General features: G+C 63.1%; 18 protein-coding genes. 4 read left to right on the top strand and 14 right to left on the bottom strand.

The window, feature by feature from the left end:
- Nucleotides 1-376: 376 nt before the first annotated feature.
- From O4H53_RS04195 to O4H53_RS04175, 5 genes are all read right to left on the bottom strand, one after another.
- A complete protein-coding gene (locus O4H53_RS04195; RefSeq protein WP_269361625.1) occupies nucleotides 377-1,540 on the bottom strand; it encodes a M20 aminoacylase family protein in 1,164 nt (387 codons plus the stop codon).
- A gap of 101 nt (nucleotides 1,541-1,641) precedes the next feature.
- Nucleotides 1,642-2,808, bottom strand: coding sequence for a M20 aminoacylase family protein (locus O4H53_RS04190; protein WP_269361624.1), 1,167 nt, complete (start codon nucleotides 2,806-2,808; stop codon nucleotides 1,642-1,644).
- Nucleotides 2,809-2,831: 23 nt separating this feature from the next.
- Nucleotides 2,832-4,175 (bottom strand): NAD(P)/FAD-dependent oxidoreductase, encoded by a 1,344-nt coding sequence (locus O4H53_RS04185; RefSeq protein WP_269361623.1) that lies wholly within the window; start codon nucleotides 4,173-4,175, stop codon nucleotides 2,832-2,834.
- 112 nt (nucleotides 4,176-4,287) lie between these two features.
- Nucleotides 4,288-5,451 carry an acetylornithine deacetylase gene (gene argE, locus O4H53_RS04180; protein ID WP_269361622.1) on the bottom strand — a complete coding sequence of 388 codons (1,164 nt, stop codon included), beginning with the start codon at nucleotides 5,449-5,451 and terminating at the stop codon, nucleotides 4,288-4,290.
- Nucleotides 5,452-5,535: 84 nt separating this feature from the next.
- Nucleotides 5,536-7,368, bottom strand: coding sequence for an ABC transporter ATP-binding protein (locus tag O4H53_RS04175; protein WP_269361621.1), 1,833 nt, complete (start codon nucleotides 7,366-7,368; stop codon nucleotides 5,536-5,538).
- A 308-nt stretch (nucleotides 7,369-7,676) separates the two neighbouring features.
- Here O4H53_RS04175 and O4H53_RS04170 point away from each other — a divergent pair, with 308 nt between their 5' ends.
- From O4H53_RS04170 to O4H53_RS04155, 4 genes are all read left to right on the top strand, one after another.
- A complete protein-coding gene (locus tag O4H53_RS04170; RefSeq protein WP_269361620.1) occupies nucleotides 7,677-9,389 on the top strand; it encodes a peptide ABC transporter substrate-binding protein in 1,713 nt (570 codons plus the stop codon).
- 120 nt (nucleotides 9,390-9,509) lie between these two features.
- Nucleotides 9,510-10,547, top strand: a complete 1,038-nt coding sequence (locus O4H53_RS04165; RefSeq protein ID WP_269361619.1) for an ABC transporter permease — start codon at nucleotides 9,510-9,512, stop codon at nucleotides 10,545-10,547.
- Nucleotides 10,540-11,538, top strand: a complete 999-nt coding sequence (locus O4H53_RS04160; RefSeq protein WP_114275570.1) for an ABC transporter permease — start codon at nucleotides 10,540-10,542, stop codon at nucleotides 11,536-11,538. Before O4H53_RS04165 ends, O4H53_RS04160 begins: the two co-directional genes overlap by 8 nt.
- A gap of 301 nt (nucleotides 11,539-11,839) precedes the next feature.
- On the top strand, nucleotides 11,840-12,877 hold the full coding sequence (locus O4H53_RS04155) for a YeeE/YedE family protein (RefSeq protein ID WP_269361618.1): 1,038 nt from the start codon (nucleotides 11,840-11,842) through the stop codon (nucleotides 12,875-12,877).
- A gap of 19 nt (nucleotides 12,878-12,896) precedes the next feature.
- Here the strand turns inward: O4H53_RS04155 and O4H53_RS04150 are convergent, their stop codons facing one another.
- The 9 genes from O4H53_RS04150 to O4H53_RS04110 all read right to left on the bottom strand — a co-directional run bounded on the left by O4H53_RS04150 (nucleotide 12,897) and on the right by O4H53_RS04110 (nucleotide 23,341).
- Nucleotides 12,897-14,180: a DUF3422 family protein gene (locus O4H53_RS04150; RefSeq protein WP_269362073.1), complete on the bottom strand. Its 1,284-nt coding sequence runs from the start codon at nucleotides 14,178-14,180 to the stop codon at nucleotides 12,897-12,899.
- 155 nt (nucleotides 14,181-14,335) lie between these two features.
- Nucleotides 14,336-14,716 carry a carboxymuconolactone decarboxylase family protein gene (locus O4H53_RS04145; protein ID WP_269361617.1) on the bottom strand — a complete coding sequence of 127 codons (381 nt, stop codon included), beginning with the start codon at nucleotides 14,714-14,716 and terminating at the stop codon, nucleotides 14,336-14,338.
- Entirely contained in the window at nucleotides 14,713-15,087 is a 375-nt protein-coding gene (locus O4H53_RS04140; RefSeq protein WP_269361616.1) for a MerR family transcriptional regulator, read from the bottom strand. The genes O4H53_RS04145 and O4H53_RS04140 overlap by 4 nt, the downstream gene beginning before the upstream one ends.
- Before the next feature lie 219 nt (nucleotides 15,088-15,306).
- Nucleotides 15,307-15,564 (bottom strand): hypothetical protein, encoded by a 258-nt coding sequence (locus O4H53_RS04135; protein WP_269361615.1) that lies wholly within the window; start codon nucleotides 15,562-15,564, stop codon nucleotides 15,307-15,309.
- A gap of 88 nt (nucleotides 15,565-15,652) precedes the next feature.
- Nucleotides 15,653-17,095 (bottom strand): NAD(P)(+) transhydrogenase (Re/Si-specific) subunit beta, encoded by a 1,443-nt coding sequence (locus tag O4H53_RS04130; protein WP_269361614.1) that lies wholly within the window; start codon nucleotides 17,093-17,095, stop codon nucleotides 15,653-15,655.
- Nucleotides 17,096-17,108: 13 nt separating this feature from the next.
- The gene (locus O4H53_RS04125) at nucleotides 17,109-18,683 is read right to left on the bottom strand and encodes a Re/Si-specific NAD(P)(+) transhydrogenase subunit alpha (protein WP_269361613.1); all 1,575 of its coding nucleotides are present in this window, start codon (nucleotides 18,681-18,683) and stop codon (nucleotides 17,109-17,111) included.
- Between the two features lie 1,183 nt (nucleotides 18,684-19,866).
- The gene (locus O4H53_RS04120) at nucleotides 19,867-20,643 is read right to left on the bottom strand and encodes a gamma-glutamyl-gamma-aminobutyrate hydrolase family protein (RefSeq protein ID WP_269361612.1); all 777 of its coding nucleotides are present in this window, start codon (nucleotides 20,641-20,643) and stop codon (nucleotides 19,867-19,869) included.
- A 66-nt stretch (nucleotides 20,644-20,709) separates the two neighbouring features.
- Nucleotides 20,710-21,135 (bottom strand): GlcG/HbpS family heme-binding protein, encoded by a 426-nt coding sequence (locus O4H53_RS04115; protein WP_269361611.1) that lies wholly within the window; start codon nucleotides 21,133-21,135, stop codon nucleotides 20,710-20,712.
- 73 nt (nucleotides 21,136-21,208) lie between these two features.
- Nucleotides 21,209-23,341: a malate synthase G gene (locus tag O4H53_RS04110; RefSeq protein ID WP_269361610.1), complete on the bottom strand. Its 2,133-nt coding sequence runs from the start codon at nucleotides 23,339-23,341 to the stop codon at nucleotides 21,209-21,211.
- Between the last annotated feature and the right edge of the window lie 319 nt (nucleotides 23,342-23,660).

Here is a 23,660-nt window from a genome sequence, read left to right as displayed (position 1 = left end):
CAACCGGAACGACGCGAGGCGCTCTGGCAGCCGGGCCCGGAACAAGCCGAAGGCGCCGGGCCATCGCCTGCCCGGCCGTCGCACCGAAGGTGCGCCCTTGATCGTCGGCATGCCTTTGGCATGACGGGCAGGCGATATGGTTAGGCTGGTCGTGCCACCGATGGGATTCATCATGGCTGAGAAATAAAGTGGCATGAGCGAGGTCGACATCGCCTACCCCGGGCAGGCGATGGCCCGGCTTGTGCCTAATCTCGGGGTTCGGAGGGCCTCAATCCTGCCCTTAGCTGCATTATCCATGAATGACCGCTGGGCGTCTGCCCCCGCCTGCGCCCCTTGTGTGGCACGGGACGGACCCATGCCCGCCCCGCGCTGACAATCAGGCCGCTGGCATCCGCTGCTCTACGATACCCGCCCACCAGCTGCAGCCCGCCGGGATCGCCTCGTCATTGAAGTTGTACATCGGGTGGTGCACCATCGCCCCGTCGCCGTTGCCCACCAGAATATAGGCCCCGGGCCGTTCTTCCAGCATGAAGGCGAAATCCTCGCCCCCCATGACCAGCGGCGCCTCGTCGCACTGGCCCGACACGCTGCGTGCCACTTGGGCGGCGAATTCGGTCTGCTCGGGATGGTTCACCATCACCGGATAGTTGCGCTTGTAATCCACCGTGGCCTTGGCACCAAAGCTGGCGGCAATGCCCTCGCAGATCTCCGTCACGCGTTTTTCCGCCAGATCGCGCAGATCGTTGCTCAGGGTGCGCACGGTGCCCATCAGGTTCACCCGCTGCGGGATCACGTTGAAGGCCTTGGAGGAGGATTCGATGGAGGTGATCGAGACCACGATATTACCAATCGGATCCGCATTGCGGCTGACGATGGTCTGCAGCGCGGTGATGATATGTGCCGTCACGACCCCGGTATCAATCGTCTCATGCGGCTTGGCCGCATGGCCGCCCAGCCCCTCGACCTCGATCTTCAACAGGTCGGTGGCGGCAAAGAACGGGCCGGTGCGGATGCCGAAACTGCCGGTGGGCATGCCCGGCCAGTTGTGCATGCCATAGACCTCCTGGATGCCCCAACGCTCCATCATGCCGTCGTCGCACATGACCTTGCCGCCGCCGCCGCCCTCTTCGGCAGGCTGAAAGATCACCACGGCGGTGCCATCGAAATTGCGGGTCTCCGCTAGATATTGCGCCGCACCCAGCAGCATTGCGGTATGGCCGTCATGGCCACAGGCATGCATCGCATTCGCCGTCTTGGAGGCGTAGTCGAGCCCGGTCTGCTCGTGAATCGGCAGCGCATCCATATCGGCGCGCAGCCCGATCACCTTGCCCGACGCGGTGGTCTTGCCCTTGATCACGCCCACAACCCCGGTGCGCCCGATCCCCTCGACCACCTCGTCACAGCCAAAGGCGCGCAGCTTTTCGGCGACAGTGGCCGAAGTGCGGTGCGTCTCGAACAGGATTTCGGGGTGTTCGTGCAGATCTCGTCGCCAGGCGGTAATGTCATCATGCAGTTCGGCAAAGCGGTTCTTGACGGGCATCGGGTTTCCTTTTCGATGGTTTGGGGCACGGGGCCGCCACGCGGGTCGGCAGCGTGCAAAACGTCCGGCAGATGGGCGAACCGCCCACCTTTCGCCTTGGTCTATCCCACCGGCATCCGGGTTTCCACCAGTTCGGCGAACCACGAACAGCCCGCCGGGATCGCCGCATCGTTAAAGTCATACGCCGGGTGGTGCAGCGAGGCGCTGTCACCATTGCCGATCATCATATAGGCCCCCGGCCGCGCGTTCAGCATGTAGGAGAAATCCTCCCCCGCCATCACGGGCGGCAGATCGCGGATCACGCCGGGTGCCACCTTTTCGGCCATGTCGGCGGCGAAATCGGTCTGGTCGGGGTGGTTCACCGTCACCGGGTAGCCGCGCATGTAGGAGATCTTTGCCCCGCATTGATAGGCCGCTGCGGTATGGGTGACGACGTCGTGAAACCGCGCTTCGGCGAGGTCGCGCACCGCCTCGTCCAGCGTGCGCACTGTGCCCCGAAGCCGCACGGACTGGGGCAAGACGTTGTGGCTGTCCGTATCGCTCTGCACCGTGGTGACGGAGACCACCACCTGTTTCACCGGATCCACATTGCGCGACGCGATGCTTTGCAGCGCCACGATCACATGCGCCGCCGCAAGGTTGCTGTCCGCGCCGTTATGCGGGGCCGCCGCATGGCTGCCGCGCCCTTCGATAATGACCTCGAATTCATCCGCCGCCGCCAGCAATGCGCCATGCCGGATCGCGAATTCACCCGCCGGAAAGTCCGGTATGTTGTGCATGCCGTAAACTTCCTGGATGCCCCATCGGTCCATCAGGCCGTCCTTGACCATCTCGTTGCCGCCGCCGCCGCCTTCCTCCGCTGGCTGAAAGATCAGCACGCAGCGGCCGTCGAAATTCCGTGTCTCCGCCAGATACTGCGCCGCGCCCAGCAGCATCGCGGTATGCCCGTCATGGCCGCAGGCATGCATCTTTCCCGGCACCTTTGAGGCATAGTCCAGCCCCGTGGCCTCGGTCATCGGCAGCGCGTCCATATCGGCCCGCAGCCCCAGGGTGCGCCCGGAGGAGTTGCTGCGCCCCTCGATCACCGCGACCAGCCCGGTCTTGCCGATCCCGGTGGTGATGTCGGTAATGCCGAAGCTGCGCAGCTTTTCCTCGACGAATTTCACCGTCTCATGCACATCGAACAGCAATTCCGGGGTCTCGTGCAGATGCCTGCGCCAGGCTGTGATCTCGGCATGGGTCTCGGCAAAGCGGTTCTTGATCGGCATGGCATGTCCTTTGCAGCAATGGTTCAAAGAGGCGGCAGTTTGATCGCGCTCCCATCGGTGAATCGGCTGGCGCGGAATCTGCTCAGATCATGGCCCAGCTCGCCGCCTGTGACCAGAGCGGCCAGGCACCGCCCGACCCCCGGCCCGATGCCAAAGCCGTGGCCCGACATGCCGGTGCCGATCACCAGCCCCTCGATGTCGGGGCTGCGGTCGATCACCGGCACGATGTCCGGCATGGTGTCGATCATGCCCGCCCAGGCGGCCTTGACCTTCACCGGCCCCAGTTCGGGATACCGCACCTCAAAGCCACGGCAGGCCCGGTTCACCAGCCGCCGGTTCGGCGCGGGGTCCAGAATGCGCATCCGCTCAAACGGGCTTTCCTCCGCACCGCTCCAGCGCCGCGGCGTGCCCCAGGCGTCGGGATAGCCGCGGGGTGCCGCCGGGCTGTAGCTCTGGTCGAAGGGGGCTGCACGCAGCTGCGGCAGGTAATGCGGCAGCGCGCGAAAGGCGTCCGGCCCGATGAAAAGCTCGGCCCTGCCGCTGCCCGCAAGGGTATATCCCCCATCCTCGCGCCGCCGGAAAGCCAGCCCGTCGTCCGCCGCGGCACCGGCATGTACATCCGCCAGGGGTTCCGTGGCCACCACGGTTTCGCGCACCGACAGCTGCGGCAGGGAAATACCGTGATTGCGCAGGAACAGCGCCGACCAGGCCCCGCCTGCCAGCACCACCTGTGCGCAGGCAATGCGGCCGGTCTCGGTCAGAACGCCGGTGACGCGCCCCGCCGCGAGATCCAGCTGCCGCACCGCGCAGTTCTCCACAATGCAGACCCCGGCGCGCGCGGCGATCCCCGCCAGCACCGGCACCGCCAGCCAGGGCTCCGCCCGCATGTCCGACGGGGTGGTCATGCCCCCCGCATAACGTCGCGTCAGCCCCGGGAACATCGCCGCCACTTCCTCCGGTGACAACATGCGGGTGTCCAGCCCCTGCGCCGCGGCGATCCCGGCCCAGGCCTCGTAGCTGGCCAGCGTCTTGCCGGTCTCGGCCAGATAGGTCACCCCGGTCTGGCGCAGACCGAAATCTTCGTTGGTCCCGGCCGCCAGATCCTGCCAGAGCCGCCGCGCCTCCATCATGATCGGCAGCTCCGCAGGGTCGCGGCCCTGCTGGCGGATCCAGCCCCAGTTGCGCGAGGATTGCTCGCCCGCGATGCGGCCCTTTTCCAGCAGCGTCACCCGCTGCCCCGCCCGCGCGAGGTAGAGCGCCGCGCAGACCCCGATGACCCCGCCGCCGATCACCACCACATCCGTGTCGGGGGGCGGCGGCCCGGGATAGACCACCGGGTTGCGCATCGAAATCGGGAAACCCTTCATGCCTGGACACCTCGTGCCGGGGCTGGCGACCCCCCGGCTTCTTTTGTCAAAAATACACCAAGGCAACGCGGCCCCCGGAGAGCCGGTCACGCGAGCGCGCCACCGGCGTTGCTCAGCCGCCCAGCCGCGCCACCAGTTTCTTCATGAAATCATGGCCCGCCTCGAACTGGCTGACCTCGATGAATTCATTGGGCTGATGGGCCTGGTCGATGCTGCCGGGGCCGCAGATCACGGCGGAATAGCCCGCCTCCTGAAACTGCCCCGCCTCGGTGCCGTAGCTGACCTTGTGGCTGGCGTTGTCGCCGGTGATCTGGCGCACCAGTGTCTCGGCCTCGCCTTCCGTTTCGGGCTGCAGCGCGGGCACGTCGAATCGCGGCGTGACCGAGATATAGGTCTCCGGCACCACGGCCTGCATCTGCTTTTCCACCGCGCGCACCTTCTTGAGGTAAGCAGTGCCCCAGGCATCCTTGTCCTCGCCCGGCACCACGCGGAAATCCATCGCGAAATGGCAATCCTTGGCGGTGATGTTATGCGCCGTCCCGCCCGAGATCATGCCCACATGCGCCGTGGTGAAAGGCGGGTTGAACATCGCCGCCAGCTCGGTCGGCTTGCGCTCCATGTTCTCGGTGTTCATCTCATTGGCCCATTCGATCAGCTTGGCCCCCGCCATGATCGCATTGACGCCGGTATGCAGCAGCGAGGAATGCACCTCGAAGCCCACCACATGGGTGTCGAACCCGGTGCCGCCCTTGTGGCCCGTGACCGCCTGCATCGACGAGGGTTCCCCCACGATCACCGCGCTGCCCTTCGGCAGAACCGGCTGCATTGCCTCGATCATCGGCGGCGCGCCGGTACAGCCGACCTCTTCGTCGAAACTCAGCGCAAGCTGCAGGGGGCGGGTGACACCGGCATATTTCGCCTCCACCAGCGCCCAGAGCGCCAGCGCATCGAATCCCTTCATGTCGCAGGTGCCGCGGCCATAGTATTTGCCGTCCCGCTCGACGACGCTGAACGGATCGCTGTCCCAGGGCTGCCCGTCGATCGGCACCACATCGGTATGTCCCGACAGTACCACCGCGCCTTCCTCCCAGGGGCCCACATGGGCAAAGAGCGCATGTTTGGGCTGTTCGGGGTCGATGTAGCGATGCGATTCGATGCCATGGCTGCCCAGATACGCCGCCACCCAGTCGATCAGCGGAATATTGGTATCGCGGCTGACGGTCGGAAAGCTGACCAGCTTTTCCATCAGTTCAAGGGGAGAAAGGCGGTCGGTCATGATGGGTCCATTCGTCGAAGGCCCCTTTTCCCGAACAGGAAACGGGGCGCGTGGTCGGGGATAAACGGTGGCTGTCCCGGCAAGTCAGTAGCCGCTGTCCGAGGTCAGCACCAGATGTCCCGGCTCCACTTCCCGGTATTCCGAGGGGCCCGCGACATAGTCGACCGGACGGATCGGCGAGGGAATCGGTTTGAAGTTCAATTCGCTCTCTTTCTTGCGCTGGCGGGGGTCCGCGACCGGCACCGCCTTCATCAGGGCCTGGGTATAGGGATGCTGCGGATTCTCGAAAACGCGGGCGCGCGGCCCCAGTTCCACGATGCGCCCCAGGTACATCACGCCGACCTGATGGCTGACCCGTTCGACCACCGCCATGTCATGACTGATGAACAGGAACGACAGTCCCAGTTCGGCCTGCAGTTCCATCATCAGGTTCAGCACCTGCGCCTGAACGCTCACGTCCAGCGCGCTGACCGCTTCATCCGCGATGATCAGCTTGGGGTTCAGCGCCAGCGCACGGGCAATCGCGACCCTCTGGCGCTGACCGCCCGACAACTCATGCGGGAAACGGCGCATGAAGCTGCGCGGCAGTTCAACCCGGTCGAACAGCATCTCGACCCGTTTGCCGACATCGCCGCCCTTGAGCGTTCGGAAATTGTGGATCGGCTCCGCCACCTGGTCGGCCAGCTGCATCTGCGGGTTGAGCGAGGCGAAGGGATCCTGAAAGATCATCTGCATGTCCAGCCGCGCGGTGCGCAGATCGCGCTGGTTCAGCGCCATGATGTCCTTGCCGTCAATGTTGATCTCGCCCGACAGCGGCTCCACCAGCCGCAGGATCGACCGGCCCGCGGTGGATTTCCCGCAGCCCGATTCCCCCACCAGGCTCAGGGTCTGCCCCTTGTTGATGGTAAAGGACAGATCCTCCACCGCATGGACATTGGCCACCGTGCGGCGCAAAAAACCGCCCGTGACCGCAAACCGCGTGGTCAGGTTCTTGACCGTCAGCAGGGTCTCGTTGGTGCCCTTGATCGGCTTGATCTCCTGCCCCCTGGTCCCCAGCAGTTTCATCGGCTCCGGATAGGCCTTGCCGGTCATCTCGCCCAGCTTGGGCACCGCCGCCAGCAGCGCCTTGGTATAGGCGTGCTTGGGGTTTTCGAAGATCTCCTCGACTGTCCCTTCCTCGACCTTGAGACCGCGGAACATCACCACCACGCGGTCCGCCATCTGGGCCACCACCGCCATGTCATGGGTGATGAACATCACCGCCGTGCCGGTCTCGCGTTTGAGCCGGTCCATCAGCGCGAGAATCTCCGCCTGAATCGTCACATCCAGCGCCGTGGTCGGCTCATCCGCGATCAGCAGGCGCGGCTCGCAGGCCAGCGCCATGGCGATCACCACACGCTGGCGCATGCCCCCCGACAGCTCATGCGGATATTGTTTCAACCGCCGCTCCGGCTCGGGGATGCGCACCTGTTTCAGCAGTGCCAGCGCCCGTTCCTCCGCCTGCGACTTGCTGAGGTTCTTGTGCAGGCGCAGCCCTTCGGTCATCTGGCGGCCCACCGTAAAGACCGGGTTCAGCGCCGTCATCGGTTCCTGAAAGATCATCCCGATCTCATTGCCCCGGATGCGGCGCATCAGCGCCTGATCGGTCTGGGCGAGGTCGATCTCGCCGCCCTCCGAGCGATTAAAAAGCAGGCGTCCGCCCGCGATTTCACCGCCGCCATACTCGATCAGCCGCATCAGCGACAGCGAAGACACCGATTTGCCGGACCCGGATTCGCCCACCACACAGACCGTTTCACCCGGATTGATGTCAAAACTGACATCTTCGACCCCGACTACCGGCCCATCCTTGGTCTGAAATTCGACACGTAGGCCCTTGATCTGTGCGATTGGTGACGTGCTTGATTGATCCAGCATGTTTTCCCCCGGTGAGCTCCGCGAATGCAGTTGCCGAACGCTAAGGCCAATCCGAACCTGCGTCAAACCACTGTCGCCCGAAGACGGTTGAAATTGCTGTCGGCAAATCTCGGGACTTGCATTTCTTCGAAAACCTGTTTCGATACTGCGCATGCGCTCCGGGGGACGGACCCGCACTTCTTTGGTATTTATCCTAGTTTACGCAAGGTTAGAGACCATAGTTAATCCGGCCTTCGGGTGGCAAGACAAGACGGGCACAACCCCGTAGCAGAACGCGGCGCACCAATGCGTCCAACAAGGAGTATAAAATGAAACTGAGAACCATACTGATGGGTGCAATCGCCACAACGGCCTTTGCCCCCCTCGCGCTGGCCGATGGCGAGCGTGGCAGGGACGGCGAGGTCAAGATCATTTATTGGCAAGCCCCCTCCATCATGACCCCCTATCTGTCTGGCGGCACAAAGGATCTCGAAGCGGCCAGCCTGGTGATCGAACCGCTCGGCCGCTATGACGAAACCGGCGCGCTGGTGCCCTTCCTTGCGGAAGAGATCCCTACCGTCGAAAACGGCGGCGTCAGCGAAGACCTGAAATCCATCACCTGGAAGCTGAAAGAGGGCCTGCTGTGGTCCGATGGCACGCCGGTGACATCGGCAGACGTCAAATTCACTGCTGAATACTGCATGCACCCCGAAGGCGGCTGTGCACAGGGCGCGAAGTTCGATGGGGTTGAATCCATCGACATCATCGACGACCTGACGCTGACGGTGAATTTCTCCGAAGCCAAACCAAACCCCTATGGCCCCTTCATGGGCGCGCAATCGCCCATTATTCAGGCAGCGCAATTCGCCGAATGCCTTGGCCCCAAGGCCCCCGAATGTACCGAGGCCAACTTCAACCCCATCGGCACCGGCCCCTTCATGGTCACGGATTTCCGTCCCAACGACGTGATCCAGCTTGAAGCCAACCCGAACTACCGCGATCCAAGCAAGCCCGCCTTTGCGTCCGTGACGTTCAAGGGTGGCGGCGATGCCGTTGCGGCGGGTCGTGCCGTCATGGAGACAGGCGAATACGATTACGCCTGGAACATGCAGCTTGCCCCCGATGTGCTGGCCAAGATGGCCGAAGCAGGCAAGGGCAAGCCGATCTCGGCCTTCGGGACGCTGGTTGAGCGGATCGAGATGAACATGACCGATCCTTCCCCCGACCTGCCGGAGGGCGAACGTTCCACCGTGGCGCATCCGCACCCGATCCTGTCGGACTTCAAGGTGCGCAAGGCGCTCTCCATGGCCATCGACCGCGAACTGCTTGTCGAAGTGGGCTATGGTCAGGCCGGTCGCCCGACCTGCAATCTGGTGCCGGCACCGGCGCTCTATGCCTCTGACAACACAGAATGCCTGACGCAGGACATCGAAGGTGCCAAGGCGCTGCTGGAAGAAGCGGGCTGGACCGACACCGACGGTGACGGCGTGCGCGACAAGGACGGCAAGAAACTGTCTCTGCTGTACCAGACATCGACCAACGCCGTCCGGCAGGACTTTCAGGCGCTGATCAAGGATTGGTGGAGCCAGATCGGCGTGGAAACCGAACTGCGCAACCTGGATGCATCCGTGTTCTTTGGCGGTGATCCCGGTTCGCCCGACACCTTCCAGAAGTTCTATGCGGACGTGGAAATGTACGCCAACAACTTCGACGGCACCGATCCGCAGGCCTATCTCTCGCAGTATCGTTGCGGCAACGAGCCCAAGCCAAGCAGCCAGTGGCAGGGTGAGAACATCAACCGCTTCTGCTCGGAAGAATACGACGCCCTGCTGGACGAATTGTCCCGCACCGGCGAGCTGGACAAGCGCGGCGAGATCGCCAAGCAGCTCAACAACATGTTAACCAAGGACACGATGACCATCGTGCCGCTGGTGGACCGTGGCCGTGTCTCTGCCGCGTCCAACACCCTGGGCGGTGTGATCCTGAATACCTGGGATTCCGAACTGTGGAACGCAGCGGACTGGTATCGCATCAAGGAATGATGTAACCGGCGGGGCGCGCAGCAATTGCGCGCCCCTTTCCGGTCGCTTTCCATCGCGGTTTGCGGCTCCTGGACCCGACCCGCATACCCTCCCTAAGACCGATAAGAAAAGGCGGCGCTTATGTTGACCTTCACCATCCGACGATTGTTGTTGTCGATCCCGACGCTTTTGCTGATCAGTCTTGTGATTTTCGGCCTGTTACAACTGGCCCCCGGCGACCCGATGGCCCAGGTCCCCCTGACCGTGCCCCCGGAAGTGAAACAGAAGATGCGCGAGGCGCTTGGCCTGGGCCAGGCCTGGTACGTGCAATACTACAAGTGGCTGGTGCAGTTCTTCTGGATCGAACCCAAGGTCCTTGTCGACTATCTGACCAACTCAAGCACCCTGCTGGGCTGGCTGCCCGACACTTCGCTCTACAACGGTGAGCTGCGGGTGATCTCCTGGCAGACCCGCAGCCCGGTCATGGACATCGTGGCCCAACGGATGCCGCAGACCCTCTGGGTTGTCGGGCTGAGCTATATCGTCGGAATCGTGATCGCCATTCCCATCGGCATCTATTCTGCCTACCGGCATTATTCGGTGTTCGATCAGGCGGGGACCTTCATCACCATGATCGGCTTTTCCATTCCGCCGTTTTTCACCGGCCCCCTGCTGATCGTGATCTTCTCGGTCTATCTGGGCTGGCTGCCCTCGATCTATGACACCACCCATGTCGTCAACGACTGGGCCAGCTTCAAGGTGCAGTTCTTTCAGATGATCATGCCGGTGATGGTGCTGGCCCTGCAAACCACCGCACAGATCAGCCGCTATATGCGCGGTGCCATGCTGGACAACCTCAATCAGGATTACGTGCGCACGGCCCGTGCCAAGGGCCTGAAGGAAGGCGTTGTCGTGATGGTCCATGTGCTGCGCAACTCGATGATCCCGGTCGTCACCGTCATCGCCCTGGGCATGCCCGCCATCTTCGGCGGCGCGATCATCACCGAGAATGTGTTCAAGGTGAATGGCATCGGCCAGCTGCTGCTGACGGCGCTTTTTGCCAACGATCTGCCGATGGTGATGACCCTGACCTTCATCTTTGCGATCCTGATCGTGCTGTTCAACCTCATCGCAGACGTGCTTTACGGTCTGCTCGACCCGAGGATCCGCTATGACTGAGCAAGCGACACCTGCCAGCCCGCTGGAGGCCGATATCGAAACCATCGGCGCGCTGATGGACAAGGGGCCGTCCAAGCCGCCCCGCAGCCAGTGGCGCGATGTCTGGGACCAGTTCCGCAAACACAAGGGCGCTGTCTTTGGCGGCGGGTTCCTGTTGCTGATCACTTTCGCCGTGGTTTTCGGCCCCTATATCTGGGATGTGGACCCCAAGGCGCTGGACATTCGCAACAAGAACTGGCGTCCCGTCTATACCCTGCTCTGGGATGGCGGGGCCAATGCAGGCTGGGCGCATCCCTTTGGCACCGATCAGCTGGGCCGCGATATCCTGGCGCAGATGATTTCCGGCGGGCGGGTGTCGATGGCCGTGGGCTGGCTCGCCATGGGGCTCGCGCTGGTGATCGGCACAGCTGTCGGGGTGATCGCAGGCTATTTCAAATGGCTCGACTTCTGGCTGATGCGCTTTACCGATCTGGTCCTGTCGCTGCCGATCCTGCCGCTGGTGCTGCTGGCCGTGACCCTGTTCCGCCAGCCGCTGAACTCGCGCTTCGGGCCGGAGGGCGGCATGTTCATCCTCATCGTCTCGGTGATCGGGCTGACCTCCTGGATGCAGACTGCACGGATCGTGCGCGGCGATATCCTGGCGCTGAAAGAGCGTGAATTCATCCTTGCCGCGCGGTCCATCGGGACCACCAGCGGCAAGATCATCCGCCGCCACCTGCTGCCCAATGTGATCTCGCCCATCATGGTCTCGGCCACGCTGGGCCTGGCCACCGCGATCATCACCGAAAGCGCGCTCAGCTTTCTTGGCGTCGGTTTCCCGTCAGACTATCCCACCTGGGGCAAGCTGCTGGCCGATGCGGTGCCGCGGATGCAGGATTTCCCCGAAAGGGTGCTGCTGCCGGGGATCGCCATCTCGCTGACCGTGCTTGGTGTGAACTATCTCGGCGACGGGTTGCGCGATGCGCTCGACCCCCGCATCCGGGGCAGATAGCCCCAAAAAAGGACCATGACACCGCCCCGGCCCCAGGCCGGGGCCGGTCTGACCTTTCGGTGCGCCATCAGCTGAAAGCCGTCCCGCTTTCGCGAAGAATTCCGGAAATCTGTTCCCTTTGGCACCGCCATGTCCTCCGCCGCAGTGCTTGATCCCTGCCCCGGACCCCGCCAAATGGGAAATAATTCTGCTTTTGCGGCTCTTCGCGGATTTCCTGCCAGAACTGGCAGGAAATCACCTTGAAAGCAAGACAGGATATCTGATGACCGGCGCGATACCGGCACCTTGGGGAATTTTGGCGATGTTTGAATCATTCGGCTTCGAGAGCCTCACCGCGCCGCAGGCGGTTGTCTATTTTGCCCTGGCCATCGGGCTTGTCTTCGGCCTCCTGGCGCAGATCACCAAATTCTGTTTCCGCCGCTCCCTTGTCGGCGAGGACAGCCGCGCCGCCGCCGGTGTCTGGTTCACCGCGCTTGCCGTGGCGGTGCTGGGCACCCAGGGCGCGGTTGCCCTGGGCTGGATCAGCTTTGCCGACCACCGTTTCATGGTGTCCGAAGTGCCCGTGCTTGCCATTGCGGTGGGCGGGCTGCTGTTCGGCGCGGGCATGGTGCTGACCCGTGGCTGCATCTCGCGGCTGACGGTGCTGACCGGCACCGGCAACCTGCGGGCAGCCGTCGTCCTGCTTTGCTTTGCCGTGGTGGCGCATATGACCCTGAAGGGGGTGCTGGCCCCGCTCCGCGTCGCCCTGGGCCAGGTCACCTTGAACATGGGAGAAGCCGTCAGCCTTGCCGCCCTGCCCGGCGGTGCGCTGCTCTGGGCGGGGCTGATCGCGGCCGCCGCACTGGCCATTGGCCTGCGGTCGGGCAACCGCCCGCTGCACCTGGTACTGGCCGTGCTGATCGGCCTGCTGGTGCCGCTGGCCTGGGTCGGCACAGGTTTCATCCTTTACGACGATTTCGACCCGATCGCGATGGAAAGCCTGTCCTTCACCTCCCCCTCTGCCGAAACCCTGTTCTGGAGCATCGCCAGCACCTCGATCCCGGCAGGATTTGGCGTGGGATTGCTGGGCGGCGTTGTCGCCGGTGCCCTGCTGGCCAGCCTCATCTTTGGCGGCTTTGCCTGGCAAAGCTTCGAGACGCCGCGCCAGACCGGGCGCTATTTGCTGGGGGCGGTGCTGATGGGCATCGGGGGCGTGCTGGCGGGCGGCTGTACCCTTGGCGCGGGGCTCTCCGGTGTGCCGACACTCTCTGTCGCTGCCGTGCTGGCCATCGTGATGATCGGCATCGGCACCAGGGCGACACATGCCCTGCTCAGCGATGCGGCGGTCCGGCACGCCTGAACCGGGCGCGGTCCCCCAGTCAGTCCAGGTGCTTGCGCAGCCTGCTGATCAGCAACCACACCACCGCCACCACCGGCAGGGTCACAGCAGCGGTCAGCAGCCCCTTGCTGAGGCCTGTCGCCTCGGCCACCGGGTACAGCAGGTATCCCGCCAGAGACACCGCGTAATAGCTGATCGCCACCACCGACAGCCCCTCGACCGTGCGCTGCAGGCGCAGCTGAAGGTCGGCGCGCCGGTCCATGCTGGCCAGGATCGCCTGATTCTGCGCAGACCGTTCCACATCCACCCGGGTGCGCAGCAGCTCTGAGGCGCGGATCGACCGGGCCGACATGATGCCCAGCCGCCGCTCTGCCGATTGCACGGTGCGCATTGCCGGTTCGTACCGGCGCATCATGAATTCGGCAAAGCCCTGCTGCCCCATGAACCGCGTCTCGCGCAGCACCTCGATGCGTTGGTCCACAATCGCCTGATAGGCCCCCGTCGCCCCGAAGCGGAAGGCGGATTGCGCGGCCAATGTCTCCAGCTCCACCGAAATGTCCAGCAGCGCATGCAGCGTGTCTTCTGCCCGCGCTGCCGGCCCGCGCATCTCTGCCATCAGGTCGGTCAGCTTGGTATCCAGCCTGTTCAGCTGGGGGCCAACCTCGCGCACCATGGAAAAGCCCAACATCGAGGCCGCCTTGTAAAGTTCGATCTCGCAAAGCCGCTGCACAATGCGCCCGATCCGGCCGCTGCCGGTGGTGGCGTCGGGAAAGACGGCGATCCGCAGATGGCCGGATGAATCGATGCGGAAATCGCTGGCCACCACCGCCGCCCCGTCCAGCACCGAAGCCACGGCAAGGCTTTCCGGCACGAACCAGTCGCGCAGATGGGACGATATGGTCTCGTCCTCCTGTGGCCGCTCCATGACCCGCAACAGGGCCGAGGTAATCCGCCCGCCGGGCGCCTCATCAAGCCAGTAGTCGGGAAAGACATCGAATTGCGACGGGTCGAAGGGCCGCGCGCTCAGGTCATTGCGGATCACCATATAGGTGACCAGTTCGGTGTGCTGTTCCCACTTCAGCCAGTATTTCCCCATCTCGCCGGAGTAATGGGTCGCATTGGGATCCGGGCGGGGCGCGCCATAGTGATCCAGCAGGGCCGCTAGATGTGCAAAATCCGCAGACCTGTCGCGCGAAGCCGCATCCAGGGGTTGCTTGATCGCCAGAAAGGCGACCGTCGCCGGGGCCTTGAGCGAGGGAAATGGACGCGCGTGCAATTCGCCCGAGAGCGCGTAGCGTTGGGGATAGTCCTTGATCGGGGCCATGGCGGGTCCGTCCAGCAATTGCATTTCGACGAAACATAGGGGAATTTTCCACATTTAACAGAGAAAACTGATTTTATTCAACATGTTGTCAGTACACCAATGTATACTGACCCGCCATCCGGGACCGGGAAATCACCGGCGTCCGCCCCAACACTTCAGCTTTTTGCCGCCTCGAAAACCTCCAGCGCCGCATTCAGCCCGTTGATCGCCGCAGGCATCCCCGCATAGACCGACATCTGCCAGATCACCTCCACGATCTCGCGCCTGTCCGCCCCGGCGGCGAGGGTATGTTCGATATTGACCTTCAGCTGCGGGCCGGTCCAGCCGCCCATCGACACCAGTGCGGCCACCGTGCACAATTGCCGGGTCCGGTTGTCCAGCCCGCCGCGCGTGTAATGCTGGCCGTAGGCCCAGTCGATCAGGCTTTCGGCCATGCCGGGGACAAGGTGATCGTATTTGCCCGCCAAGGCCTCTTCCAGACCGGGGTTCATGCCGGCCACATGGTCCCGGCCGCGTTCCAAAGTTGCATCGGTCATATCTGTGGTGTCTCCGTTTCAGCCTCAAGTGTTTCATAAAGCGCGACCTTGTGGTCCATCAGCGCCATGGTCTGCTGCATCAGTTGCAGTTTCTCCCGGATCACCGCGCGGTGCGCCTCCAGCATCTCGCGGCGGGCGCGCAGGGTGCTGTCGCCCTGCTGGTGCAGCTTGGCATAACGGATGCGGTCCGCCTGCTTCATGCCGGTGGCATTGAGCTGTTCGAGAAAACCGACCCAGCCCAAGACGTCCTTGCCATAGACCCGCCTGCCCGCGTCGTTGCGCATCGGCGGTGCGATCAGGCCGATCTTTTCGTAGAACCGCAGCGTGTCGATGCTGAGCCCGGTGCGGTCGGATACTTCGCCGATCATCATGTCCTTGCTCCTATTTCCAGGTCACGAATCGACTTTACAAGCTGGAGTGCGCTCCAGCTCAAGCGGTTTTTCCGCGGAGCTGTTCCGTTTCGCGCTCCGGACCGGTGTTTTCGGAAACCCTGGTGGTTTTCTTCGCAGAAACGGATCAAGGCAATGATGCCGGGCGTCGAAGACACCCCGAGCGATTGAGCAAAGTGCCAGTTGCCTGCACCGGAGTTTTCAAAAACTCCGAACCGTTTTCTTCGAAGAAAACGTACCCCGGCAGCACCCGCAGCAACGCCACCCCATCATCTTGAGCGATTTACCATGCGCCTGCACCGGAGTTTTCAAAAACTCCGAACCGTTTTCTTCGAAGAAAACGCACCCCGGCAGCACCCGCAGCAACACCACCTCATCATCTTGAGCGATATACCATCCGTCTGAACCGGAGTTTTCAAAAACTCCGAACCGTTTTCTTCGAAGAAAACGCACCCCCAACAAAAAACACCCCGCTCTCTCGAACGGGGTGTCTTCAACAGGCGCCAGAGGTTTCGAAACCTCCGGACCGGATTTTTCAAAAAATTGCCTAGTCGATCAGCGGCAGCAGCTTGTCCAGGCTGGCCTTTGCATCGCCATAGAACATCCGCGTGTTTTCCTTGAAGAACAGCGGGTTCTCGATCCCGGAATAGCCCGTGCCCTGCCCCCGCTTGGAGACAAAGACCGTCTTGGCCTTCCAGCATTCCAGCACGGGCATGCCGGCAATCGGGCTGTTGGGATCGTCCTGAGCGGCAGGGTTCACGATGTCGTTGGACCCGATCACGATGGCCACATCCGTATCCGGAAAGTCCTCGTTGATCTCGTCCATCTCCATCACGATGTCATAGGGCACCTTGGCCTCTGCCAGCAGCACGTTCATATGCCCCGGCAGACGCCCCGCAACGGGGTGAATGGCGAAACGCACGTTCTTGCCCTGGGCGCGCAGCTTCTTGACCAGCTCGCTGACCGCCTGCTGGGCCTGTGCCACCGCCATGCCGTAGCCCGGAATGATGATGACACTGTCCGCCTCGTTCAGCGCCGCGGCAACGCCGTCGGCCTCGATGGCGATCTGTTCGCCCTCGACCGCCATCTGCTCGCCCGCCGGGCCGCCAAAGCCGCCCAGGATCACGCTGACAAAACTGCGGTTCATCGCCTTGCACATGATGTAGGACAGGATCGCACCCGAAGAACCGACCAGCGCGCCGACCACGATCAGCAGGTCGTTGCCAAGGCTGAAGCCGATCGCCGCCGCCGCCCAGCCGGAATAGCTGTTCAGCATCGAGACCACCACCGGCATGTCGGCGCCGCCGATGCCCATGATCAGGTGATAGCCGATGAACAGCGCGCAAAGCGTCATGACAAACAGCGGCAGGAAGCCACCGGTGCCGAAGTACCAGATCAGGCAGATCAGCGAGAGACCGGCCGCACCGGCGTTCAGGATATGCCCGCCGGGCAGTTTCGCAGCCGACGAATTCACCCGCCCCGCCAGTTTGCCATAGGCAATGACGGATCCCGTAAAGGTAACCGCCCCGATGAAGATGCCCAGGAACAGCTCGACCCGAAGGATGTTGATCTCCACGGCCGTCTTCTTGGCGATCAGCGCGGCAAAGGTGCCGAACTGCGCGACATCATAATTGGGGTTCAGCAGCGTTTCCTGCACATTGGCGATCTCGAAATGGGCGTTGAAGCCGACGAAAACCGCCGCCAGACCCACCAGGCTGTGCATCGCCGCGACCAGTTCGGGCATCTGCGTCATCTGCACCCGCGTCGCCAGCTGATAGCCGATGGCCCCGCCTGCAATCACCAGGATCACCGACAGGATCCATAGCCCCGAACCGGGCCCGATCAGCGTGGCCAGCACCGCCAGCCCCATGCCGACAATGCCGTACCAGACCGCGCGTTTCGCGCTCTCCTGCCCCGAAAGCCCCCCGAGCGAGAGGATGAACAGGACAGCCGCGACAACATAGGCCGCTGTTGTAAAACCAAATTCCATTGCTCTGGCTCCTTTAAGATTTCTGGAACATGGCGAGCATGCGCCGTGTCACGAGGAAGCCACCAAAGATGTTGATGCCACACATGAAGACCGACAGCGCGGCGAGGATCACCACGATGGCCGAGCCTGATCCAAGCTGCATCAGCGCACCGAGGATGATGATCGACGAGATCGCATTGGTCACGGCCATCAGCGGCGTGTGCAGGCTGTGCGCCACGCCCCAGATCACCTGGAAGCCGACAAAGACCGCCAGCACGAAGACGATGAAGTGCTGCATGAAGCTGGCAGGCGCCACCAGGCCGACCGCCAGCAGCAACGCACCGCCGATGGCCAACAGGGTCACCTGATTGCGGGTCTGCGCCTTGAAGGCCGCAACTTCCTGCGCCGCCTTCTCCTCGCGGGTCAGCTCCTTTGGCTTTTCCTTCTTCGGCGCCGCCGCAATCGCCGCTACCTTGGGCGGTGGCGGTGGGAAGGTCACGGATTTGGCATGGGCAATCGTGGCGCCCCTTATCACGTCATCTTCCATGTTGTGATTGATCACGCCGTCTTTTTCCGGCGTCAGATCGGTCATCAGATGGCGGATGTTGGTCGCATAAAGCGTCGAGGCCTGGGTCGCCATCCGGCTGGGGAAGTCGGTGTAGCCGATGATGGTGACGCCATTGTCGGTGACGATCTTCTGGTCCGGCACGGTCAGCTTGCAGTTGCCACCCTTTTCCGCCGCAAGGTCCACGATCACCGATCCCGGTTTCATGGATTTGACCATGTCCTCGGTCCACAGTTCCGGCGCTTCGCGGTTGGGGATCAGCGCGGTGGTGATCACGATGTCCACATCGGGGGCCAGTTCGCGGAACTTGGCCAGCTGCGCCTCGCGGAATTCCGGAGAGGAAACAGAGGCATAGCCGCCCGAAGCGGATCCATCCTGCTGCTCTTCCTCGAAATCGAGATAGACGAATTCGGCGCCCATGCTCTCGACCTGTTCGGCCACTTCGGGGCGCACGTCAAAGGCATAGGTGATCGCCCCCAGCGAGGTGGAGGTGCCGATCGCGGCAAGACCGGCCACACCGGCCCCGACGACCAGAACCTTGGCGGGGGGCACCTTGCCTGCCGCCGTGATCTGACCGGTAAAGAAACGGCCAAAGTTGTTGCCCGCCTCGATCACCGCGCGGTAGCCCGCGATATTGGCCATCGAGGACAGCGCATCCATCTTCTGCGCGCGGCTGATGCGCGGGATCATCTCCATCGCGATGACAGTGGCACCCTTCTCTGCGGCCAGGTTCATCCTGGCTTCATCGGCCACCGGGCTGAAGAAGGAGATCAGCGTCTGCCCGTCCCGCAGTCTTTTCATTTCTGCGTCTGACGGCACCCGCACCTTGGCGACCACATCAGCGGCCTTCCACAGGGCGGCGGCGGTCTTGACCACCTCGACCCCGGCCTCCTTGTAGGCGGCATCGGCAAATCCCGCGGCCAGGCCTGCACCGGTTTCGATCACGCAGTCATGACCCAGCTTTTGCAGCTGCAAAGCGGAGTCAGGCGTCATCGCAACGCGGTTTTCTCCTTCGAATATTTCTTTCGGCGTACCGATCTTCACACTTCTTCCCCCATTCTGGACACCAGACACACGAACGTTGAGCCCGCACTGCCTGCACTTACCCTGCGCCCCCTTGATCCACAAGCAAAACACCATGTGAAAGGTGATCTTGGGACCGGGACCAGCCGCCGGAACGCCTCTTTTTCAGGCCATGGCGCGGATTCGAATTTGAAACTTTATTTCACACAGATAAAGCGAAACGCAACAATGAAACTCCATGCCACGGCAGAAAATTCCGCAGCGCAGCGTAGGGGCCTCCCCGCCGTATACCGCCGCGCGCCGGAAACCGCAGGCTTCCGGTCCGCCCGGCGGGTTCTGCCCCGGCCTCCGGCTTAACCCCGTCTTAACCAAAATGCGCCTAGCCTGCCGCATGCCCGCCTGCCTTCACAGACGCCGCCCCGGTGGCACATATTTCTTCACAATCCGTCTGGCGGACCGCAACGATGATGCCCTGGTCCGCCGCATCGCCGAGTTGCGCCGCGCCATGCGCCACAGTCTGAAACACCATCCTTTCCGGATCGACGCAATTACCGTGCTGCCATCGGTCATCCACACGATCTGGACCCTGCCTGCGGACAGCGCCGGTTACCCCAATCGCATCGGGATGTTGAAAGCGCGCTTTTCCCGGGCCCTGCCGATGCCGCCGCATCGCACACCCGCGCAGGTCGCGCGGGGAAAAAGGGATCTGGCAACGCCGTTTCTGGGAACACGAAATCCGCGACAGCGCCGATTTCAACCGGCACCGGGATCTGATCTATCTTGCCCCGGTACAGGCAGGTCTGGCCGCGCAGCCACAGGACTGGCCCCATTGCTCATTGCACCGCGACCTCAGACGCGGCATGCCCGCATTCGCGCAGATCGGTCAGACAGCTGCGCGGATGCAGTTCCCGCCTCCCGAACAGGAACCGCTCATCCTTGTGCAATAGTGCCGGTTATCAGGTGAAACCGGCGTCACGTCACCGCGCTGACCCGGACCAATCGAGCGGCGCGCAAAACGGATAGTCGCGCAGATCGCTGCGAACGGCAGGAACCGGCCCCTCCTGGGCCTCGAAAACGAAGCGCAAGCCGAGCCAGCGCCTGCGGCTTGTTCCGGGCTTTGGCTCCACTGAGCGACGGCAGCAATACCCGCTCACCTGCCCTCGATGCGGATCGCATCAAAGCAACGCGGCATCCGCCACATCGCTCAGACCGCCTTCAGCGCCGGTGCCACTTCACCCGCAGCCCAGCTGCGCGCCGCATCCCCGAAGGCCTGGAACAATTTGCGCGACACCGGGTCCTGACCGGCGTTCCATTCCGGATGCCACTGGACCGACAGGGTAAACCCGCAGGCCCCCTTGACATAGATCGCCTCGGGCGTGCCGTCATCGGCGAAACCGTCCATCATGATCCGGGCACCGGGGGTCTTGATACCCTGCCCGTGCAGCGTGTTGGTGCGCACCTTCTGCGACCCGATCAGGTTGTGAAAGACCCCCCCCTCGGAAAAGGTCACATCATGGCGCAGCTCGAACTTCTCCTCGATGGTGCCATCGGGCGGCATCCGGTGGTTCATCCGGCCCGGCAGATCGCGGATTTCGGGGTAAAGCGTGCCCCCCATTGCCACGTTCACTTCCTGAAACCCCCGGCAAACGCCGAAAAACGGCTGCCCGCGCTCCACGCAGGCCCGGATCAGCGGCAGGACAATCGCGTCCCGCGCGCGGTCGAAGGCGCCATGCGCCTCGGTTGCCGCCTCGCCATATTCCTCGGGGTGAACATTGGGCCGCCCGCCGGTGAACAGAAAGCCGTCACAGACCTCCATCAACTCGCTGACCGACAGATGCCTGGGGTCGGCGGGAATGATGAAAGGCACGCAGTCGGAAACGGCAGACACCGCCTCGGTGTTCATCTGTCCGCCTGCATGCACCTCGTACTGGTCATTGATCAGGTGCGAATTTCCGATAATGCCAACGACAGGACGCGCCATGGGTCACCTTCTATTGCTGCAATTGCATAAACATAGGCCAAGCCCGCCGCCCGCTCAAGCACCGCGTCAGATTTCGCCCTGCAACCGGGCAGCGGCAATGCCCGCCATCGCGCATTCTGCATCTTTTTCAGACGTATCGCCGGTCACGCCGACCGCGCCGATCACCGCCCCCTTGCGGTCGCGCAGCAGCACGCCGCCCGGCACCGGAATCACCTGACCGCCGTAAACCCCGTTCACCGCCGCCATGAAATAGGCCTGATCCTCCGCGCGTTTCATCTGCGCCGTCCCCGCCATGCCCAGCATCACCGCGCCATAGGCCTTGCCATGGGCAATGGCAAAGCGCCCCGCCGCCGCCCCGTCCTCGCGTTCAAAGGCCTGCACATGGCCGCCTGCATCCAGCACCACGACAGAGAGCGGTTTCAGCTCCATCTCGCGGCCCTTCTCCAGCGCCTTGCGTATGATCGTGCGTGCTTTTCTCAATGAAACAGCCACCTGCTTCTCCTCTTTTTGGCAAAAAATATTCCCGGGGTGTGGGGCAGCGCCCCACGCAGCTTTCACCCCGCGCTCAGCCCGCCGCCTTCAGCTCCAGCCGCCGCGCATGCAGCACCGGCTCGGTATAGCCCGAAGGCTGTTCGCGCCCCTTCAGCACCAGATCGCAGGCCGCCTGAAAGGCAATGCCGTCGTAACCGGGCGCCATCGGGCGATAGGCCGGATCACCGGCATTCTGACCATCCACCACCCTGGCCATCTTCTTCAGCCCCTCCATGACCTGATCGGCGTCGATCACCCCGTGATGCAGCCAGTTCGCCAGCGCCTGGGCGGAAATGCGACAGGTGGCGCGGTCTTCCATCAGGCCGACATCGTTGATGTCCGGCACCTTGGAGCAGCCAACCCCCTGATCGACCCAGCGCACCACATAGCCCAGAATGCCCTGGGCATTGTTCTCGATCTCGCGGGTGATTTCGGCCGCGCTCAGGTTGCGCCCCTCCAGCACCGGGATCTCCAGCAGATCGGCCAGCGTGCCGCGCGGCCCGCCTGCCCGGATCTCGTCCTGCCGCGCGATCACATCGACCTGATGATAATGCATCGCATGCAGGGTGGCCGCGGTCGGCGAGGGCACCCAGGCGCAGGAGGCCCCGGCCATCGGGTGACCCACCTTTGCCGCGATCATATCGGCCATCATGTCCGGCATCGCCCACATGCCCTTGCCGATCTGCGCCCGCCCCTGCAACCCGCAGGCCAGGCCGATATCCACATTGCGGTCCTCATAGGTGCCGATCCAGGTGGCGTTCTTCATGTCGCCCTTGGGCACCATCGGCCCGGCCTCCATCGAGGTATGGATCTCGTCGCCGGTGCGGTCCAGGAAACCGGTGTTGATGAAAGCCACCCGATGTTTCGCCGCGCGGATACATTCCCTGAGGTTGGCACTGGTGCGGCGTTCCTCATCCATGATGCCCAGTTTCACGGTATGGGCCGGCAGGCCAAGCAGGCCTTCCACCATGGTGAAAATCTCGTCGGTAAAGGCAACTTCGGCAGGCCCGTGCATCTTGGGCTTGACCACATAGACCGACCCCTGCACCGAATTCCCGCCCGCGCGCTTCAGGTCGTGCATTGCGATCAGCGTGGTGATCATGGCATCCATCAGCCCCTCACCCACTTCGCGGCCCGCGCGGTCCAGCACCGCCGGGTTGGTCATCAGGTGGCCGACATTGCGCACCAGCATCAGCGCGCGGCCCTTCAGCGTCACCTCCCCGCCATCCGGCGCGGTATAGCTCCGGTCCGGGTGCATCACCCGTGTCATCGGCTTGCCGTTCTTCTCGAAGGTCTCCGACAGATCGCCCTTCATCAGCCCCAGCCAGTTGCGATAGGCCACCACCTTGTCCTCGGCATCCACCGCGGCCACGCTGTCCTCGCAATCCATGATGGTGGAGACCGCGCTTTCCAGCAGGACATCGGCCACATGGGCCGGGTCGGTCCTGCCGATGGGATGGTCCGCATCGACCGTGATTTCCACATGCAGCCCGTTGTTGCGCAGCAGGATCGCCGAGGGTGCGGCCGCATCCCCGCGATAGCCCGCAAATTGCGCAGGATCGGCAAGTGCCGGCAACAATGCGCCATCTTCCACGGCATAGCCGGTCACATCGGCATGCGAACCGCCCGCAAGCGGTGCCGCCTGATCCAGAAACGCCTTGGCCCGCGCCACCACCCGCGCACCACGCGCCGCGTCATAGCCACCCGCCGGGGGCAGATCGCCCAGCGCATCGGTGCCATAGAAGGCATCATAAAGACTGCCCCAGCGCGCATTGCAGGCATTCAGCGCAAACCGCGCATTTGTGATCGGCACCACCAGCTGCGGGCCCGGCACCGTTGCGATCTCGGGGTCTACATTGGCGGTTTCGATGGTGAAATCAGGGCCTTCGGGCACCAGATAGCCGATATCTGTCAGAAAGCTGCGGTAGCTTTCGGCGTCATGTTGCCTGCCCCGGTGGGCGATGTGCCAATCGTCGATCTGCTGCTGCAACGTCTCGCGCTCGGCCAGAAGGGCGCGGTTCCTGTCGCCCATCTCGTGCACCAGTTGCGAAAACCCCTGCCAGAAGGCATCCGGCGTCACGCCACTGCCCGGCAGGGCTTCATCCTCGATGAAAGCGACAAGGGCGGACTCCACCTGCAAATCGTGTTTGTTGATCCTGTCTGACATTGCTTGCGCTCCCTTCGCCCGGAAATTTCCAAAGGTGTACGGCGATTGGTTCCGAGCGACAAGTTTCTTGGTAAAGTAATCTTACCAAAATTCGCGCATTCCTTGCCACACTGCCCCCCACCCCTGGGATGGAGGGCAAAATGGCGGCACCGGAAACGGGTGCCGCCACCAGATTGCTGACGAACCCGGAAGCGGCTGCCGCCGGAGGTAAATCGTTCTTCTGCGCTCTGCGTTACGTTTTTGAACGAAGGGCCGCGCCCGAGCCTGGGAGGGCGCATTGAGACGCGCATTCGGAGCGCCTCCCTTACAAATATCAATG

This window comes from Sulfitobacter sp. G21635-S1 (genome assembly GCF_027213915.1).
Classification (GTDB): Bacteria; Pseudomonadota; Alphaproteobacteria; order Rhodobacterales; family Rhodobacteraceae; genus Sulfitobacter.
The sequence above is the reverse complement of the archived record's forward strand: the minus strand, read 5'-3'. Positions and strand labels throughout refer to the sequence as shown.